This is a genomic window from Vibrio sp. 10N.237.312.B06, assembly GCF_041464685.1.
Classification (GTDB): domain Bacteria; phylum Pseudomonadota; class Gammaproteobacteria; order Enterobacterales; family Vibrionaceae; genus Vibrio; species Vibrio tasmaniensis_A.
Genome location: NZ_JBFSPI010000028.1, coordinates 1 through 17,753, shown reverse-complemented (window position 1 = coordinate 17,753; position 17,753 = coordinate 1). Strand labels below are relative to the sequence as shown.

At 43.6% G+C, this 17,753-nt stretch carries 18 protein-coding genes; 7 read left to right on the top strand and 11 right to left on the bottom strand.

Annotated elements, in window-relative coordinates:
• Positions 1–14 precede the first annotated feature (14 nt).
• Positions 15–614: a hypothetical protein gene (locus tag AB6C75_RS09905; protein ID WP_372107672.1), complete on the bottom strand. Its 600-nt coding sequence runs from the start codon at positions 612–614 to the stop codon at positions 15–17.
• 101 nt (positions 615–715) lie between these two features.
• On the opposite strand from AB6C75_RS09905, the gene AB6C75_RS09900 reads away from it, so the two are divergent.
• A complete protein-coding gene (locus tag AB6C75_RS09900) occupies positions 716–1,018 on the top strand; it encodes a YnjH family protein (RefSeq protein ID WP_371707044.1) in 303 nt (100 codons plus the stop codon).
• A 36-nt stretch (positions 1,019–1,054) separates the two neighbouring features.
• On the opposite strand, the gene AB6C75_RS09895 is transcribed toward AB6C75_RS09900, so the two are convergent.
• Positions 1,055–1,354 carry a YfcZ/YiiS family protein gene (locus AB6C75_RS09895; RefSeq protein WP_009845739.1) on the bottom strand — a complete coding sequence of 100 codons (300 nt, stop codon included), beginning with the start codon at positions 1,352–1,354 and terminating at the stop codon, positions 1,055–1,057.
• A gap of 530 nt (positions 1,355–1,884) precedes the next feature.
• Here AB6C75_RS09895 and AB6C75_RS09890 point away from each other — a divergent pair.
• Entirely contained in the window at positions 1,885–2,346 is a 462-nt protein-coding gene (locus AB6C75_RS09890) for a TetR/AcrR family transcriptional regulator (RefSeq protein WP_009845738.1), read from the top strand.
• A 393-nt stretch (positions 2,347–2,739) separates the two neighbouring features.
• Here AB6C75_RS09890 and AB6C75_RS09885 read toward each other — a convergent pair whose 3' ends face one another.
• The 6 genes from AB6C75_RS09885 to AB6C75_RS09860 all read right to left on the bottom strand — a co-directional run bounded on the left by AB6C75_RS09885 (position 2,740) and on the right by AB6C75_RS09860 (position 7,624).
• On the bottom strand, positions 2,740–3,522 hold the full coding sequence (locus tag AB6C75_RS09885; protein ID WP_135383659.1) for a heme ABC transporter ATP-binding protein: 783 nt from the start codon (positions 3,520–3,522) through the stop codon (positions 2,740–2,742).
• A complete protein-coding gene (locus AB6C75_RS09880; RefSeq protein WP_372107671.1) occupies positions 3,522–4,559 on the bottom strand; it encodes a FecCD family ABC transporter permease in 1,038 nt (345 codons plus the stop codon). Before AB6C75_RS09880 ends, AB6C75_RS09885 begins: the two co-directional genes overlap by 1 nt.
• Before the next feature lie 123 nt (positions 4,560–4,682).
• On the bottom strand, positions 4,683–5,573 hold the full coding sequence (locus AB6C75_RS09875) for a hemin ABC transporter substrate-binding protein (RefSeq protein WP_372107670.1): 891 nt from the start codon (positions 5,571–5,573) through the stop codon (positions 4,683–4,685).
• A 175-nt stretch (positions 5,574–5,748) separates the two neighbouring features.
• Positions 5,749–6,162: a biopolymer transporter ExbD gene (locus AB6C75_RS09870; RefSeq protein WP_009845734.1), complete on the bottom strand. Its 414-nt coding sequence runs from the start codon at positions 6,160–6,162 to the stop codon at positions 5,749–5,751.
• The gene (locus AB6C75_RS09865) at positions 6,159–6,860 is read right to left on the bottom strand and encodes a MotA/TolQ/ExbB proton channel family protein (protein WP_371694598.1); all 702 of its coding nucleotides are present in this window, start codon (positions 6,858–6,860) and stop codon (positions 6,159–6,161) included. The genes AB6C75_RS09870 and AB6C75_RS09865 overlap by 4 nt, the downstream gene beginning before the upstream one ends.
• 2 nt (positions 6,861–6,862) lie before the next feature.
• Entirely contained in the window at positions 6,863–7,624 is a 762-nt protein-coding gene (locus AB6C75_RS09860) for a TonB family protein (protein WP_372107669.1), read from the bottom strand.
• A gap of 160 nt (positions 7,625–7,784) precedes the next feature.
• On the opposite strand from AB6C75_RS09860, the gene hutW reads away from it, so the two are divergent.
• The 3 genes from hutW (at position 7,785) to hutZ (ending at position 10,437) form a co-directional block, all read left to right on the top strand.
• A complete protein-coding gene (gene hutW, locus AB6C75_RS09855; protein WP_372107668.1) occupies positions 7,785–9,194 on the top strand; it encodes a heme anaerobic degradation radical SAM methyltransferase ChuW/HutW in 1,410 nt (469 codons plus the stop codon).
• A gap of 49 nt (positions 9,195–9,243) precedes the next feature.
• Complete coding sequence (hutX, locus tag AB6C75_RS09850) at positions 9,244–9,765, top strand: heme utilization cystosolic carrier protein HutX (RefSeq protein WP_372107667.1); 522 nt, start codon at positions 9,244–9,246, stop codon at positions 9,763–9,765.
• A gap of 141 nt (positions 9,766–9,906) precedes the next feature.
• Positions 9,907–10,437: a heme utilization protein HutZ gene (gene hutZ / locus AB6C75_RS09845; protein WP_012600265.1), complete on the top strand. Its 531-nt coding sequence runs from the start codon at positions 9,907–9,909 to the stop codon at positions 10,435–10,437.
• 53 nt (positions 10,438–10,490) lie between these two features.
• Here the strand turns inward: hutZ and AB6C75_RS09840 are convergent, their stop codons facing one another.
• Positions 10,491–11,405, bottom strand: coding sequence for a chemotaxis protein (locus tag AB6C75_RS09840; protein ID WP_372107666.1), 915 nt, complete (start codon positions 11,403–11,405; stop codon positions 10,491–10,493).
• A 283-nt stretch (positions 11,406–11,688) separates the two neighbouring features.
• Between AB6C75_RS09840 and ppiC the strand changes: the two genes are divergently transcribed.
• Together ppiC and AB6C75_RS09830 are read left to right on the top strand one after the other, a co-directional pair.
• The gene (ppiC, locus tag AB6C75_RS09835) at positions 11,689–11,967 is read left to right on the top strand and encodes a peptidylprolyl isomerase PpiC (RefSeq protein ID WP_017062750.1); all 279 of its coding nucleotides are present in this window, start codon (positions 11,689–11,691) and stop codon (positions 11,965–11,967) included.
• A gap of 283 nt (positions 11,968–12,250) precedes the next feature.
• Positions 12,251–13,636 (top strand): alpha-amylase family glycosyl hydrolase, encoded by a 1,386-nt coding sequence (locus tag AB6C75_RS09830; protein WP_372107665.1) that lies wholly within the window; start codon positions 12,251–12,253, stop codon positions 13,634–13,636.
• 145 nt (positions 13,637–13,781) lie between these two features.
• Here the strand turns inward: AB6C75_RS09830 and AB6C75_RS09825 are convergent, their stop codons facing one another.
• The gene (locus tag AB6C75_RS09825) at positions 13,782–15,653 is read right to left on the bottom strand and encodes a methyl-accepting chemotaxis protein (RefSeq protein ID WP_372107664.1); all 1,872 of its coding nucleotides are present in this window, start codon (positions 15,651–15,653) and stop codon (positions 13,782–13,784) included.
• A gap of 455 nt (positions 15,654–16,108) precedes the next feature.
• Positions 16,109–17,479: a YjiH family protein gene (locus AB6C75_RS09820; protein ID WP_372107663.1), complete on the bottom strand. Its 1,371-nt coding sequence runs from the start codon at positions 17,477–17,479 to the stop codon at positions 16,109–16,111.
• Positions 17,480–17,753 lie beyond the last annotated feature (274 nt).

The window sequence follows — 17,753 nt, the reverse complement described above, 5'->3', positions numbered from 1 at the left end:
AATCGAACAGCAGGTTAGCGAGCAACAGCACCACCAAGATCTAGTTGGGTCGGCCACGTGGTAATCGTGTTACCACCTAGGTAGATATTGCCTTTGACCGTCATGGTATCGGGAAATTCTGTAATTGCAGATCCGCCAATATATAAATCGCCATCAACCACTATCCCGTTTGGCAGCTCGGTTAAAGGAGTACGGATCACGCTTAGGTCTCCTTTCACTCTAAAGCCGTTGGGAAGCCATATTAGGGGGGTATCTGTGAGGTTGATGAATCCACCCACTCTCACACCTCTTGGCCAACGGGTAATCTTACTTCCTATCAAGTCGGCGTAGCCTTTTATTTTTACGCCCGATGGAACTCGGGCTAGTAGGCTGTTACCGCCTTTAAGGCTTCCGTTAACTTCCAACCCTTTGGGAAGGCGAGTGATTGCGGTGTTTTCTATATTTAAATTGCCATCGACGACCAATCCTGTCGGTAGTGATGTATAGGGCTTATTTCGTAAATATAAGTTTCCGTAATTATCCAGATGGTTCAATATTTGATACTGATCGAGTGGTTCTGCAGTCACATTTGTTATGGTTAAAGAACCAATAATAAGTACGATTATTCGGAGCATAACAAGCTTCTTATTACGATAGACGTTAACACTATAATGAAAAAATTATTCTCGCATAGTGTTTTACTCATTTGTTGGTCGGTAAAAAAGAATAGAACACAATGAAAGGCGAATCTGTGATTGAAATAAAGCGTCAAATTCTAAAAGGCTTTGTGATTGTAACTTCTGTATTTTGTTCAGCATCAGCGAATGCTAATAAAATAATATCAACGCCCGCTAAGGCTGCAGTCGTCGTCACTCAGAGTGGTTCACAGCAACGAGTTTGTTATTATGATGATAAGGCCTATAGCCTAGGTGCGGTCGTTGAAGTTTCAGGGGTGTTGATTCGATGTGGTGCCGAAAACGATTTTGAGACCAATGGTGCTTTAGGCTGGATTGAGATTATAAAAAAAGACGAGAAATAAACTCGTCTTTCATTGATATGAGAGTTAGCGCTTATATTAACGTGCTAGAGAGCGAGTCTTAAGTTCGAAAATAATCTTCTCAGCGCTGACTTCAAACTTAAAGCGAGCATTTAATTCTGTGCTTTCTTCTGTCAGTTCTGACGCTTCAAACTCAACGTTGCTAGACACTTGTTTAGCAAGCTCAACGTACTTAGCAAACTCAGTTTCAATGAGTGCTTTAGAGTTACCGTAAACCGTTACTTCGGCAACATCGTCGCCTTCTTTAATGATAAACCCGATTTCACCTGCGCAGCCGCAAGCCTCACATACATCATTGTTACCAATATCTTGGCTCATAAATAATCCTCTTACAAAGTCTGCGGTTATTCTAGCGAGCAATTTGAACTGTATCTACAAAAATCAAAATCTTTGAACTAAATTTTCACTAGTATGCTATGCTGTTTGATAGGATATTTAATGAATATGTATATTCGCGACGATAAATATGTATGTGATTAATATCACGTTTTCCTGAAGAGGTACGTTATTTATTTGTCAGAATATCATTCACTTAGTTGCGTCAGGATTGATTTTATAAGAGTATCTATCGCTTGACAGTTATTTATACAATGAATTTTTCGTTGGGTATTTCATATTCTAAGTAGTTATTTAAACTTATCGACTTAGGATTGTAAGGTGATTTTCGAAGAATAATTAAACAAAGTGCCCAAAGAGGCAACACTGTAAAATTGTTCGTACAAAGTATTTGTGGGTATTTAATGGAAATACTTGCGAAAAAATACCTTGCTCACATAATGCTGATAACGATTTTCATTCTGACTTCATTCGGTTGAGTTAGATGGATTTACAAAGAGAAGAACCTGAATATGCCAAAGCGTAGTAAAGAAGATACAGAAATCACGATCCAGAAGATCATGGATGCCGTTGTAGACCAACTATTGAGATTGGGTTACGACAAAATGTCATACACGACGTTGAGTCAACAAACAGGCGTTTCTCGTACAGGTATAAGTCATCACTTTCCAAAGAAAACGGATTTTACTGCTGCCCTAGACGGTCGTATTTTCAAGATGTTTATGGAACACATTGACTTTGAAAATGGCCTTGATGCATTTTCGGCTAGCTGGGTTGCAGCACTTGAAGATGCTGAGTTCCTAGCGATCTTACGTTTACTTTTCCATCATATCGTTACAGCTGAGAATGCACATGAGTTCGCGGCAAACGGTATCGACCGCTTGTACAAGCTAACTGAAACTCAGTTTGGTGATGCTAGTGGTAAAGAACTAGAGTGGTTGATTGGTAAGTCATTGATTCATATGAGCCAATAATCAACACGCAATGAAAGAAGCTCCTGAGGGGGCTTTTTTTGTACCTGTAGTTTCACTTTTCTTTCTTTGTTCCTCTAGCTCTCACACCGTTGTCGTTATCTTGTCTTTGTGCTGAATAAAGTTATTTCTTTTCTTTTTAGATATTTAGGGTTTCGCCTGCATCTTTCTGAGTAACTAAAAGCTTACTAACATTAACTGATGGTGTTTATTTCTAGAGCCTCAAACGCTCAAGGTGAGCCGTTTTAAGGGGTATTGCCATGGTAGCTAACAAAATTGATTTTAAGGCGAGAGGGGGGCTGTGAGACAATAAAAAGCCTCGAAGAAATCGAGGCGGTGAATGGTGTGGTTGTTAGAGAAAGCGAATACTCAAAACGAACCTGTTCTTAATCGAGCTTATTGTGCGGGATGAACCTGGGGGAAGTTCATGGTTGGGTGCTTTTCTACAATACTTATGTAGCCGTACACATCTTCAATCATCGAAGGCTTAAGTGCTTCCCAAGGGCTGCCATCGCAAACTAAGTTTCCCTCTTTCAAAACTATCAATCGATCTGAGTATTGAGCGGCTAGGTTTAAGTCATGTAAAACTACGATAACCGCGGCATTGTGGTTGTCGGCTAACTCTCTCGCGATCTTTAACGTGTTGTGCTGATGGGCAAGATCCAGTGCTGATGTGGGTTCATCAAGCATCAAGATACATTGGTCACCAGAATAGTGAAGTTGGGTTAGCACTCGAGCCAAGTGAACACGCTGTTTTTCACCGCCAGATAGAGAAGGGTAGAGCCTTTTGCTTAGGTGAGATACATCGGCAACATCCATTTTCTGGCTAGCTATGCTAGTGAGCTTCTTGTTGGACTCTTGCAACGGGATACCACCAAGCTCGACAACTTCGTGTGCCAGAAAAGGGAAGGTCAACGTACTATGTTGAGGAAGCATCGCCAAGTGCTTAGCCAACTTTTGAGAAGACCACTTGTCTTTGGTGTGTCCAAAATACTGAATATCACCAGTGCTCGATATCTCCTGACATAAAGCTTTGAGCAGCGTACTTTTTCCTGCGCCGTTTGGTCCAAGTAGTGTGGTTACCTTTCCTGCTTCAATCTCAATAGAAACGCCATCTAAAATCACTTTGTTGCCGAACTTCACTTCGATGTCGGTTGCTTTTAACGCTGCAGGAAACATTAAAGGATTCTCCCTTTCTGTTGAAATAGTAGATACAAGAAAAATGGAGCGCCGATGATTGCAGTGACAATACCAACTGGCAATTCAGCTGGAGCCAGTGCCACGCGTGAGGCCATGTCTGCAGCTGTTAATAGTAACGCGCCTAACACTGCTGATAGTGGCAACAGAATTCGGTGGTCAGGGCCAGCCAACATACGACCTAAATGAGGAATAACCAGTCCGATGAAGCCAATCATGCCAGACAAGCTAACCGTGATACCAACGCCTGCGGCAGTCAGTAGAATGAGCTTTCGCTTGAGTTTCTGTACTGGAATGCCAAGGTGTTGCGCTTCTGACTCGCCCAGTAATAGAGCATTCAGTGACATTGCTTGGCGGTAGAAAACAACAAACAACCCAACGAGCGTGACAGCAGCCAGTACAATGCCGGACCACTTAGCCCCCGCCAAAGACCCCATCGACCACAATGAAAGATCACGCAGCATTTGGTCATCAGCAATGAAGTTTAAGAAGCCAATACCTGCGCCTGACAATGCACTGATCGCAACACCCGCTAATAACATGATGGTCACCGAGGTACCGAATTTTCCCGTACCTAGCTTATAAACTAGCAGGGTGGTTAAAGCGCCACCTAAAAAGGCAAATACAGGTACGGCCGCAAAGTTCATGAAAGCAGGGTATTGCAATGAAAGTTCAGAGAAAAGAACAATAGCCAACGCCGCGCCTAATGCAGCTCCGGCAGAGACACCTATGATCCCAGGTTCCGCAAGCGGGTTTCGAAACAGCCCCTGCATGACGGCACCACATAATGCGAGAATCGCGCCGATTAGCATACATAAGATGGTTCTCGGTAAGCGGATCTCTTGAATCACCAAATTGATGTGGGGAGCTAAGTCATTGCTGGGTTGGAATAGGCTGGCTGCGCTGTCAGCTAAGCTTATGTCCATAGGCCCAACGGTGACCGAGTACAGCGCGGTTAAGACTAGGATGGCGCCAAAGCCTAACATCGATGTTTTTAGTGGGACGGATCGTAACAACATAAAGAACCTCAATGTCTATCACTAGCTTCAATCCTCGTAATCGACTTTGCGAAAGCGACGCGGTAATGAGGATTGAGCAAGTAACAGTAAAAATAGGGTAGTGAGTTATAGCGGGTAGATAAGTTATAACGGGTAGATAAGTGCGTTTAATCGCTTCGCTTCAGAAAGGCTTTCAAGACCAAGCCCTCCAACTAGAGCGCTGCCCTTTACGGTAATGATTTGCTTGTTCATGCCTGCTGGCGTTGCCGCTAGCATAGGTAACGATTTAAGAATGGCATCAGCGCCGCCCATTTTCTGGTAGCTACGGCCACTGACTAAAATCACATCTGGTTGCATTTCTACCAGTGATTCCATCGATAATGGCTTGTATGGCGTTAGGCTTTGAGCCGCAGGGTTAACACCGCCAGCCAGTTCAATGATCGCGTTGGGTGATGTTTCACTGCCAGCAACATTTGCAGGACGACCTTCGTGCAGTAATAGGAACAGAACTTTCTTTGCTTCATTGCTTGGTATTTGATTGGCTTTTAGTGCCACGATTTTTTGATTCACTTCGGCTTTCACTTGCTGTGAGTGAGCTTCGGTATGCGTTATCTTAGCTATTTGGTCGATTCGCTTTAGTAGCCCTTCAACGTTTGCTTCGGTGTTAACGATCTCGACATCGATACCCACAGATTTTAATTGAGAAATGGCGTTGTCTGGCCCCATCTCATCTGAGCCAATCAGTGTTGTTGGCGACAAGGCAATCAACCCTTCGGCAGAAAGGTTTCTGTGATAACCAATCTTTGGAAGCTTTTTTGATTGAGGTAAGTGACTGGTCACATCAATTGCTATCAACTGCTCTTCAGCACCCAGAGCAAGAACTAATTCGGTAACGGCGCTGCCAGCACTGATGATTCTAAGTTGTTTTACGTCGTCAGCATTGGCGATAGGTGCAGCAAGTACCAACCCCATAGCGGCGATTGCGAGTAAATGTTTGTTGTTCTTTAATTTATTGAGCACTTTTAAGTCTTTCATAATAATGTATTTGTACTTTCTTTTGATGGAGAGTAATCGCGAAGATGCTTTGTGATCAGCCTGTCCGCATGTTGAGTTTGAATCGATAGAGAGCTGGCTTTGGTTATTTGGTCTTATCAATAAAGAGTCCAATCTCATAAAAGGTGCTAGGTCTCATGAAAATTTAAGAGTCGTTCTAGCCTTCCTCCGTGAGTAATTGGGTTGCTGGAATACCGTTTTCTTGTAAGAACGACAACAACTTCACTAAGTTCTCAACGTTAGCTGCTTTATCGGCGCCAATGATGATCGGTTTCTTATCCGATGTGCCTGTTTCTTCTAACAGTGCGATCTTGAAGTTTTCCCAGTCGATGTACTCTTGGCCGTTGATCGCCCAGTAAGGTTCGTGATCTAAGATATTGACGCTAATCGAATCTTTATGAACTTCAGAAACGTTTTTAATATCAGAACTCGGAAGCTCCACTTCTAATGACTCCAACTTCACTGATGCTGTCAGTAGAAGGAAAACCATCACGATAAATATAATGTCCAGTAAGGGTGTTAAATCCGGAACTAAGCTCTGTGTTTGAGATGAGTGGGGCGTTTTAATCATGCTTGGCTCACATCACCGATAGAGGCTTTGCTGACAGGAGTCCCTTGAGTGTCGCCAGACTGACTGGTTTGAATTGACATGCCTTCTAGCCAAACATTCACATAATTCAGAGTGTGTTCTAACTGAGCTAGCACTCGATCGGCCCATAACCCGAGTAGTTGAGCTCCTGAAATCGCAGGAAGCGCAATCATCAAACCCGCAGCAGTGGTTCTCATTGCTAATCCAAGACCGTCTGCCAAATCATTAGGCGTGATGCTGCCTGTTGTAGCGGCAACGCCTTTAAACATCTCAATAAGCCCAAGTACTGTGCCAAGCAGGCCAATTAGCGGGCTGATGACGCCGATCAAGCCAAGCAGTCTTAAACCTGCATGAAGCTGGTGGCGTTTCTCTTGTAGCCAAATTCCTGCTGCATCTTCACGTAAACCTTTTGAGAAAGAGTGGTGAGCAAGCAGCATCGACACGCCCTTGTACAGCAGAGGTCGTTTACCAGAAATAGATTGTGCTAATGCTTCGATTTCTTTGCTATTGGTTGGTGAAATCTGATTGAGCTCACGACGAATAGCGCGTTTGCCAACCCCAATGCTTAGCATGACTTGGAAGATACGCTCTGCGATGATCATTGCTGTTAATGCTGAACAGATTAGAAGAGGCCATGTCATTAGGCCAAGTTGATCTTGTAAGTAACTGATTTGTTGCATGGTTAATCCAACTTAAAACGAACAGGTATTTGCACACGGTGAGCAATTGCTCGACCATTTACAGTATGAGGTGAGAACTTCCATTTCTTAATGGCTTTCAAGGCAGCGTTGTCGAGCATTAGTGCGCCTGATGAGTTGACTAATGCCTGTTTAATTTGTTTTCCTTCAGCATCTAACCAGATCTCATAAGTTGCGACACCTTCAACGCCTCGGCGCCTTGCTTGGCGTGGGTAGCTTGGTGGTGTTGGACGAGCTGAAAAAGAGGGCCTAGTGATTAACACCGGCTCTTGGTTAGATACGCCTTGATTAACTTGTCGAGGTTGGTTGGCGGACTCGTCCATATTTTTATCGACTTTTTTGTCGGCCAGCTTTTCTGGTTGAGTCACCGGTTTTTTTTGAATCGGCTTTTTCTCGGCTGTCTTCTCCACAACCTTTTTCTCTACTTTCTTGGGCTGAGGTTTATTGGTGATCGCTTTGTTCTTTGGTGCAGGTTTAGCTTGCTTTGGCTCTACTGCTTTCGGTTCGACAGGTTTAGGTTCTGGGTGTGAGACCGTTTCCTTGATTGGCTCAGGCTCAACTGGCTCTGTAACGGTTTTTTTCTGAGCTTGTGAGGGAACGCTTTTTGGAGTGAAGTTGATCGATACCGTGTTCGATTGGCTACCTGCAGGCATTGCAAAGACTTTGGATTCTTGAGCGACAAATAACATCGCCGCATGAATCACTAACGATGCACCGCCTGCAATAACATATCTAGGTACGTTCACATTCAATCCTTCACCAAATCTAAAATATGTATCGGATTATTGCTTAGAATCTAAATAAGATCAATTATCAATTGCATTATCATTTGCGTCTATTTATGATTCTCTCAGTTTTAGCAAACAGTCTTCCAGGCTTTGCTATATAAGTGTTTAGAGAGATTATATGAGCGTTGATATACATAAGTTTGACGAATCAATTCTGGGCGTTTCTAGCCCAGACCCACTTCGTTTTGCATTTGCCAAAAAGCAATCTGCACATGCTGGGGGAAGCTCAATCCCGGTCGACCCGAGCAAGAAATTGGAAATCTTTGATGAATTGATGCTGAGTGAAGGAAAGAAACAGGATAAACGTTGTTTGTATATCCATATTCCTTTTTGTCGCGTGCGTTGTACGTTCTGCAATTTCTTCCAAAATGCCGCAAGCCGTAAATTAGTGGATGAGTATTTTGATGCACTGATGGTTGAGCTAATGCAAAAAGCCAAAACCTCTTGGGCTCAGTCTGGACTATTTCACGCCGTCTATATTGGTGGTGGAACACCCACCGATTTATCTCCTCTACAAGTTGAGCTGTTAGGTAAGGCTATTCGTCAACACTTCCCATTAGCGAACGATGTGGAAATGACCTTAGAAGGGCGGATTAATCGATTTGGCGACGAGATGTTTGCTCGTTCGCTGGAAGGTGGCTTCAATCGTTTCTCATTCGGTATTCAAAGTTTCAATACTCAAGTTCGACGCAGTGCTAAGCGCTTGGATGACCGAGAAGTTGTGTTGGAACGTATCAGTTCACTGAGTCGCACTGAACAAGCGCCTATCGTTCTTGATTTGCTATACGGGTTGCCACACCAGTCTATGGAAGTATTTCAACAAGATTTAGAAGACTACATGTCGACTGGCGCACACGGTATTGACCTCTACCAACTGATAGTTTCGGGCAACGCGCCTATGCTTAATCTTGTTGAGAAAGGAAAAATCCCACCACCTGCTAATACGCCAGATAAGGCGAGTATGTACTTGGCGGGCGTTGAGTTCATGGCAAAGCACAAGGTTAAGCAACTGAGCGTGAATCACTGGACTCGTGATAACCGCGAACGCAGCATTTACAACAGCTTAGCGAAAACTTATGCCGAAGTTCTACCCATTGGTTGTGGCGCTGGTGGCAACATCGGTGGTCATGGTGTGATGCAACATCGAACTTTAGACAGCTACATGGAGTCTATAAAGCAAGGTCAATTGCCAATAGCCATGATGACCAAGCAAAGCTCACTAGAGCCAACCTTCTCTTCATTGAAAGCCGGTTTTGATTATGGTGTTGTAAGAAGAAGTACGTTGCCGAGTTTTATGGGGCAAGACACGTTTGACTACCTGAAGCCTCTGTTTTCACATTGGGAAAAGAATGGCCTAGTTGATCTTTCGGAAGATTACCTGAGCCTGACTATAGCTGGCAGTTTCTGGGCGGTAAGCCTTGCACAGAGTGTGATTCAAGTGCTTAACACTGAATATCAGACCTTGCACCCAGCACCAACTGCCTCTGGCTTGGGTGCTAACCCGCATGCAAGTTTGAAGCACGCTTAGTCTCGAATTTTTAATTCATAACTTACTTGTTTATACGGAAATCTATTCAATGACAGATACAACATTAGCAATGACAGAAACTTTAGAACAACGTGTCGCACGCATTCTAGAAGAAGAACCAAAACTGCTTCCTACTGCGATTGCTGAGAAGCTAGGTGTTTCAGAGGTTGAAGTAGTGGCTGCTTTTCCTGGAGACATGGCGGTGATGTTAGATGGCAGCCGTGCTCAAGATATTCTAGAAGGTTTGGTTGGTTGGGGCCCAGTGACCACAATTATGCATTCATTTGGCTCAATCTTCGAAGTAAAGGCGCCGTTCCCTAAAGGCAAAGTAGCGCGTGGTTACTACAATCTGATGGGTAAAGAAGGCGAGCAGCATGGCCACTTAAAACTGGATAACATCAAACATATTGGTTTGGTGAGCAAGGCGTTCATGGGGCGTGAAAGTCATTACTTCGGTTTCTTCAGTGAAACAGGCGAAAACATTTTTAAGATTTACCTAGGTCGCAATGAAAAGCGAGAGCTGATTGTCGACCAAGTTGAACGCTTCAAAGCACTAAAAGAACGAGCTTAAGTACAGTCAACATCAAGCTTAAATAAGATTGCCAGCTAGCTTAAAGAAAATATGAATGCTCGAGGTCCACTTAATTTACTAATGAACGCTCAACCTCGGGTAAAAATAATAAATAAGAGAAAGTGAAGAAAGGAATTATCGATGGAACAACAAGTAAAACAAGAACGCCTACAAGGTCGCCTAGGTCCAGAAATCAAAGAGTTTCGCCAAGAGCGCCGTACTCTTCAACTTGCAACAGTTGATCAAGACGGTCGCCCGAACGTAAGTTACGCGCCTTTCGTACAGAACCAAGAAGGTTACTTTGTTCTAATTTCTGACGTTGCTCGTCATGCTCGTAACTTAAAAGCGAACCCACAAGTCTCTTTGATGATGATCGAAGATGAAGAGAGCTCTAAGCAGCTTTATGCACGTAAGCGTCTAACCTTTGATGCACAAGCAAGTGTTGTAGAGCGTGAAACGGAGCTTTGGACTCAAGTTATTGGCCAGATGCAAGAACGTTTTGGTGAGATTATTGATGGTTTAAGCCAACTTCAAGATTTTTCTCTATTCAACCTTAAAGCAGAGAATGGCCTGTTCGTAAAAGGTTTCGGTCAGGCATACCAAGTATCTGGCGACGACTTAGTGGATTTCGTTCACCTGCAAGAAGGTCACAAAAAAGTGTCTAACGAGTAAGCTCGTTTAACGGATTACTTTAGGAGCCCTCTAATGTGAGGGCTTTTTTGTGTCTAAGCAGTCATAGCCGCGTCGTTTAGGACTTTCGCTCCGCGCAACATGGCTTCGATTAATTCGCCTGCATTGAATTTCTCTAGCGCTTCATGTGCTCCCACCTGATTGGCTCGGTCAACACATATCTCACTGGATAGTGAAGTATGTAAAATACAGTAGGCATGACTGAGTGCGCTGTCGTTTTGTACTTCAAATGCAAGTTCATAGCCATCGAGCCCGGGCATCTCGATATCACTCACGAGAAGATCAATTGCAGTGCCTTTGCTTGCTTCACGGCGCATCAGGTCAATCGCATCTAAACCGTTGTTACAAATGCTATAAGGGATGTTGATGCTGTCTAAGGCATCAGACAGCTGCTTTCGTGCAATCAAAGAGTCATCAACCAGTAGAATATTCAGCGCTTTTAGGCGTTCTCTTTCGACATCAGTCAGCATCGGAATATGTGCGTTTTCATAAGCAGGGTAAATCTTAGAAAGTAATAACTCTACGTCGAGCATCTGCACGATACGATCTTCAAAACGTGTAATGCCGGTAACAAACACATTGGTTCCTACACTTGCGGGTGGCGACTCAATACTCTTCCAGTCACATTCAATGATTTTATCAATCGAACGAACCAAGAATGCTACAACGGTTCTTAAGCAATCTGTCACGATGAGCACACAGTCTTGGTATTCCGTCGGTGTGATCGGCCGAAACCCAATAGCTGCGGACATATCAATAACTGGAACCGTAAGATCGCGAATCGTGATGGTACCAATCACATGGTGATGAGAGTAAGGGATTTGGGTCATTGGCTGGAAAGGAACGATTTCTCTGACCTTAAGCGTGCCTATCGCAAAACTTTGAGTGAGGGATAACTTGAACATCAGCATTCCCTGTGACTGACTCGCTTTACTTATCGGTTTGGCCATAAGTGGCTCCTACTTAATACGCGCTTAATCTATAAGGATTAATTTAAAGGGAAATGGCATCCGCAGCAAGTCACTATGCGGTTTTTAAAGATCTTTAAGGGGGTTGTTTTCGGTTATAGAGTGAAGAATGATGATTCTTGGGTTAAAATCACGCTAAACGCAGGCGTTTGATGGACTTTTGTCGACAAGTCGTTAGCCGTAAGCTGAATTACAACAGTCAGTACTCTGATGAATTCTACGTAATCATCACAAATAAACTGACCGCAACAAACTGAGAATTATCATGGCAAGAACAGCAGCAGCGCTTCATATATTGGTGAAGCATAAAGAATTAGCAGAAGACATCATGACGCAGCTTAAAAAGGGCGCTAAATTTCAAACGCTAGCGAAGAAGCATTCAACCTGTCCATCTGGTAAAAAGGGCGGCGACCTAGGCGAGTTCAAAAAAGGTCAAATGGTGCCTCAGTTTGATAAGGTTTGTTTCTCTGGCGAGACGCTTGTACCACACCTGGTAAAAACAAAATTTGGCTGGCACGTAGTGAAGGTTCTTTACCGAACTTAGTTATTAATATGTGTTAGATTGAATAAAAGGAGCGTAGATACGCTCCTTTTTTGTCATTTTTGGGCGCATTTAAAAACATTGTGGCTGAGTGTTCATCCAGGACGCTATGCGATAATTGGCGCTACGCCCTCAACTATCCACCTTGACTAATCGGTGGGAGGAGGAGGGGTTTTAATGAGTAACTCATATAATAAACACCATTCTTAAGGAAATTTATGCAGCTTTGCCTTTAAGCCTTTGTATTTATCTAGAAAGCTGTAAACGAGTTTGGTAGGAGAACAACATGGAGAGTTCAGCTATGTTAAGCACCCCAGCGACAGATGTTATATTGCATGCTTTTGACTGGTGCTACGCTGACGTAATGAAGAACGCCCCTCTGATTCAAGAGTTGGGTTATAAATCTGTTTTAGTCTCGCCGGCAATGAAGTCGTTACGCGGCCCTAAAGGTTGCGACCGTGATTCTGGCACCCAATGGTGGCAGCGCTATCAACCCCAAGATTATCGTGTGATTGATAATCAGCTAGGTGATACGCAAGACTTCACTGCAATGGTGAACACGTTAAAGCAACATGGGCTTCGTACCTATGTGGACGTTGTGTTTAACCACATGGCTAACGAGTCGAGTATTCGCGGTGATTTGACGTATCCAAATCAACAAGACATGGCGTCTTACCAACAAGATTCTGAGTATTACGAATCCGTTCGTTTGTTTGGTGATCTTTCTAAACCTTTGTTTGATGAGAACGACTTTGTCGAAGCGTTTGGTATCAAGAACTGGAAAGACACTTGGGAGGTGCAAAACGGACGTATTACTGGTGGAGCAAGCGACCCAGGCCTGCCAACGCTTATAGACAACGATAATGTGGTTGCGCAGCAGAGAGCTTACCTAAAAGCCTTGAAAGTGATTGGTGTGAAAGGGTTTCGCATCGATGCAGCGAAACACATGACACTGTCACATCTACGTAAGGTTTGGACCGATGATATCTGTGAAGAGATGCATATTTTTGGCGAGATCATTACTGACGGTGGTGCGACTAAAGAAGAGTACGAACTGTTCCTTGAGCCTTACCTTAAACACACTCGTTTAGGGGCGTATGATTTTCCGCTGTTCAATACCATTTTCAAAGCTTTTGAAGAGCAGGGCAGCTTTAAATCTCTAATCAACCCTTACTGTTTTGGTCAAGCTCTGTCGAACATGCGAGCGATCACTTTTGCTGTCACTCATGACATTCCAAATAACGAGGTGTTTTTGGAACATGTGATGGATGAAGTCGACGAGCAATTAGCTCACGCCTTTATTCTTGGCCGAGATGGCGGTGTGCCGCTTGTTTACAGTGAACTCAGCACCAGCGGTATTCTGGACAAGAGCGGCCAACCTCGTTGGCTTAACGACTGGCAAGCGCCTTATATGAAAAACATGATTCAATTCCATAACCATGTTCATGGCGAAGCGATGCAGGTGGTTGAAGCCAATGATGACTTGTTGGTGTTTGTTCGTGGCGACAAAGGCATTGTGGTGATTAATAAATCGAAACGAAGCAAGACGGCCTCGTTAAATTGGACTGGCGCTGTGACGGATCTGTTGTCTGGCGAAGTGTTCGAATGTGTTGGTAAGGACTTAACTATTAAGGTTGAATCCAACCAGTGCATGATGCTGACGACCAACTAGCTCGAGCCTGTTACGAGTTAGAAAGCAAATTTTGCAAAGAAAACCTTGAAAAGGAAACCCCGCTTACTGATTACCAGTAAGCGGGGTTTTTATTTAAAGCTATTTATTGCTTACTAAACAGGGTGTTAGCTAAACGGTAATGCGGTTAAACCGTAAACTTGTTTAATAGTTCGTCTTGTTGGCGAACATTGTCAGTTTGAACTTGCATTGCTGTGTTTGCGTCTTGAGCTGCGTTCGATACCTGTGTTGAAAGGTCTTTGATCTTAACTGTGTTGTTGTTGATCTCTTCCGCTACTAAACTCTGCTCTTCAGCTGCTGAAGCAATCTGAATATTCATATCAGAGATGCGCTGAATCGCGTCGCGGATGCGGTCAAGTGAAGAGTTTGCTTGCTGAGCGCGTTCAACGGCGTCAGTGGCTGTGTCTTTACTTTGATTCATCGCGTTAGATACAGAGCTTGCACCCGCTTGGAGCTGCTCAATCATGTTGCGGATCTCTGTGGTCGATTCTTGAGTACGTTGCGCTAGTGTGCGAACTTCATCGGCAACGACAGCGAAACCACGGCCCGATTCACCAGCACGCGCCGCTTCAATAGCAGCATTCAATGCAAGTAGGTTGGTTTGGTCTGCGATATCGTTGATTACTTTAAGAATCGTCTCGATATTTGCTGTTGCTGATTCAAGTACTTGTACTTCTGCAACCGCTTGGTCGATACGTGCTGAAAGGTTATCAATCGCTTGAGTCGTGTCACTTACTACAGATGTACCGTCTAGTGTCGCATCGTCAGCTTCACGAGCCGCGGCGGCTGCGCCTTGAGCGTTGTTTGCTACTTCCGTTGCGGTAACGGCCATCTCGTTCATTGCGGTGGCTAGCTGTTCAAGCTCTTGCAGCTGAGTATTCATCGCATTCGCTGACTCACCCGCGCCTTTTACTGTGATTTCAGTGCCACGTTTAATCTCAACACCAATCGCTTTGGATTGAATGATTTGATTTTGCAGGTTTTCAGTAAAGGTGTTGAAGCCTTTCGCAAGGTCAGAGAACTCTTTATCTGTATTGGTATCTAGACGTTTAGTTAAGTCACCTTGTCCGCTCGCAACATCTTGAATGGCTTGGTTAAGCGTCTCAAGCGGGCGCATTAACACACGAATAAGGACGGTTAATGCAATGATGCTGAGAATAACCGCAATTAAAGAGTAGATTATCGAGCTGTTTTTCAGATCTTCAACCGTTTGGAATGCGATCTCTTCATCAAGTATTGCGCCGATGTACCAATCTTCACTTGGGATGTGAGTGAAGTTCACTAGGAACTTTTTACCGTCGACTTCAATTTGTTGAGATCCCTCGCGAATAGTCGCTTGTGGCAGGTAGTTTGATAGCGTTTCGCCATTGTTCTTAGCATTAGGGTGAGCAATCGTCGTGCCGTCGGCAGTGACTAGGAATAAGTAACCCGCGTCAAACAAGTTCACTTGGTTTACCAAGGTCGCAAGGTTGGTCAGTTCTAGGTCGTAGAACATACCTGCAGTGAAACGGCCGTTTTCTTGCACTGGCGTACCAATTGAAATGATGACTTTCTTGCTTGATACGTCCACATAAGGGTCGGTAACAACTAAACTGTTTTTGGACTTAGCATCAATGAACCAAGGGCGGATTCGTGGGTCATAATCTGGCCCCGCGTCCCAACCGTCATCATTCTCAATCACGAAACCGTTTGCGTCATAACCAAAACCAACCGCGAGAAAGCTGCCTTTAAGTTTTGGCTTTTCTAGGATGTTTTGAACGTATGTACGATCTTGAGGGTTGATTTCGATGACTTCAGTCGTCGACTGAGCCAGTGCTTTTTTAGCATTCATCTCTGATGCTACGGTGTTCTTAATCCCAGAGACCATCTCTTTCAGGCTTGCATTGACGTGGTTCTCTACAGCACTTTTTACGGTGTAAAGTTGCTGTATTGAAAGCAATGATACTGTCACTAATAGCAAGGCTGATGATGCTGCAACCACCTTATGGCTAAATTTCATTGTGTTTTCCTCTTCTCACAAGCTTTGCGAAAACTAAAGCTAATCGTGTTTTTGTAATTATATATATCGACATTGTTGGGATTTACTTGAATGTAATTTCACAAAATAGACTACAAAAATACAACAACCCGCACAACGTAAAACTCAGTTAATTACATACTTGCTACTTTTGTTTTTTGGTTCAATGAGTTAAAGAGTTGGCTTAATCAAAGGCAAACAAAGTAAGGAGGGTATTAATTAGGCGAATATGCGTATGGTTTATTATATAAGGGAGAGGTGTAAGGGAATTAATATGAAATCAAATGATATTCTCAATTCGTATATTGGCGATATTTTAAACAGGAGAGTGTATGTATTTTAAACCGGAGAGTGAATATATTAGGCGAAAAAAAGCCCCACAAAAGTGAGGCTATTATAAATCAGGTTATTTATTACACTGTATCAGTACGTCTAATTTAAAATATTAGATGCGCTACACCTGCGATAACTGGAAGCGTAATTAACGTACGTAGAATAAAGATAATAAACAGTTCTAAGATGTTCACTGGAATCTTACTGCCTAGAAGTAGAGCGCCTACTTCAGACATGTAGATCAGCTGAGTTACCGACATTGCTGCAATAACAAAGCGAGTCATCTCGTTGTCGATAGAAGCGGCAAGGATCGCTGGGATGAACATATCCGCAAAACCAACAACAATGGTTTCAGATGCTGCAACCGCTTCAGGTACTCCAAGTAGCTCAAGGAATGGAATGAAAGGCTGACCTAGGAATGAGAACACAGAGGTGTATTCTGCAATCACCAATGCCATTGTACCTAGCCCCATTACAACAGGAAGAACGCCGAATACCATGTCGACTGCGTTACGAATGCCTTCACCAAATACAGACTTAGCAGACTTCACTTGTGATGCCTTATTTACCGCGAGTTCAAGACCCCAAGAGAAAGTCGAGTGACCCGCTGGGATTGCATCAGCATCTTTGTGAGGCTTTGTACCATCAATGAAGGTGTCTTTCTTCATGCTCAGTGGAGGAAGGCGAGGGATGATTACCGCGGCCACAATACCTGCTAAGCAGATTGCTGCGTAGAAAGGTAGGAATAGGTGCTCTAGTTCTACTTGAGCAATCACTACAAGGCTGAACGTGATAGACACTGCTGAGAAAGTCGTACCAACAACAGCGGCTTCACGTTGAGTGTAGAATTTCTTCTCGTACTGTTTGCTTGTAAGCAGGATACCAACGCTGCCGTCACCTAACCAAGAAGCCATACAATCGATAGCACTACGACCCGGCAGGTTGAAGATTGGACGCATCACTTTACTTAGTAAGGTGCCAAACAGTTCTAACAAACCGAAGTTAAGTAGAAGTGGTAATAGTAAACCGGCAAAGATGAATACTGAAAATAGAGTCGGCAATAGGCCCCCTAACACGAGACCACCGGTGTTTTCTTCCCAGATAAACTCAGGGCCAACTTGGAAGAAAGCCATGAATGCTGCAGCACCACCGATAATACGAACCAACAACCACAGTGGAGATGGGTTGAAAAGGCCGTTTAGAAATGAATTCGATGTAATGAATGTAGGTTTGAAAATGGTGCTTAACACGGAAGCTACAGACATGAAGGCAACGATTGCAGTGATAATAGCAACTAGAGACTCACCGAAAACCGCTTGAATTGATTTGGCTAGAATAGCGACAGGGATCGTGAGATCACCTTGGTAGCTAATTGGCGCCATGAAGAGGAACAAACCAATCAGAGATGGGATTAAGAAAACCCAGAAACTGCCTTTAGATTTCTCTGGTTGAGCAGTATTCGTGTTGTTAGACATGTTAATTATTCTCGTATTTCTACATGTAAAAAAGCCACATCCTTGGCATTTTTATTCTCTAAACATCCGTATTTTCTCATTGGGTGCAAGATTACCGAGTATTAATATCACTTGCAATACTATTCATCAAATATCGCTAAATATTCACGCAGGTTATTCTGCAACAAATTATGAGTTTAGAATAAAGTGTTGCAGATGTTACATATTCTCATGGTTATTACTAGGGCGTGTTGATCTTTGCTGTACATTTCGCGTTCAACAATACATCGGTAGC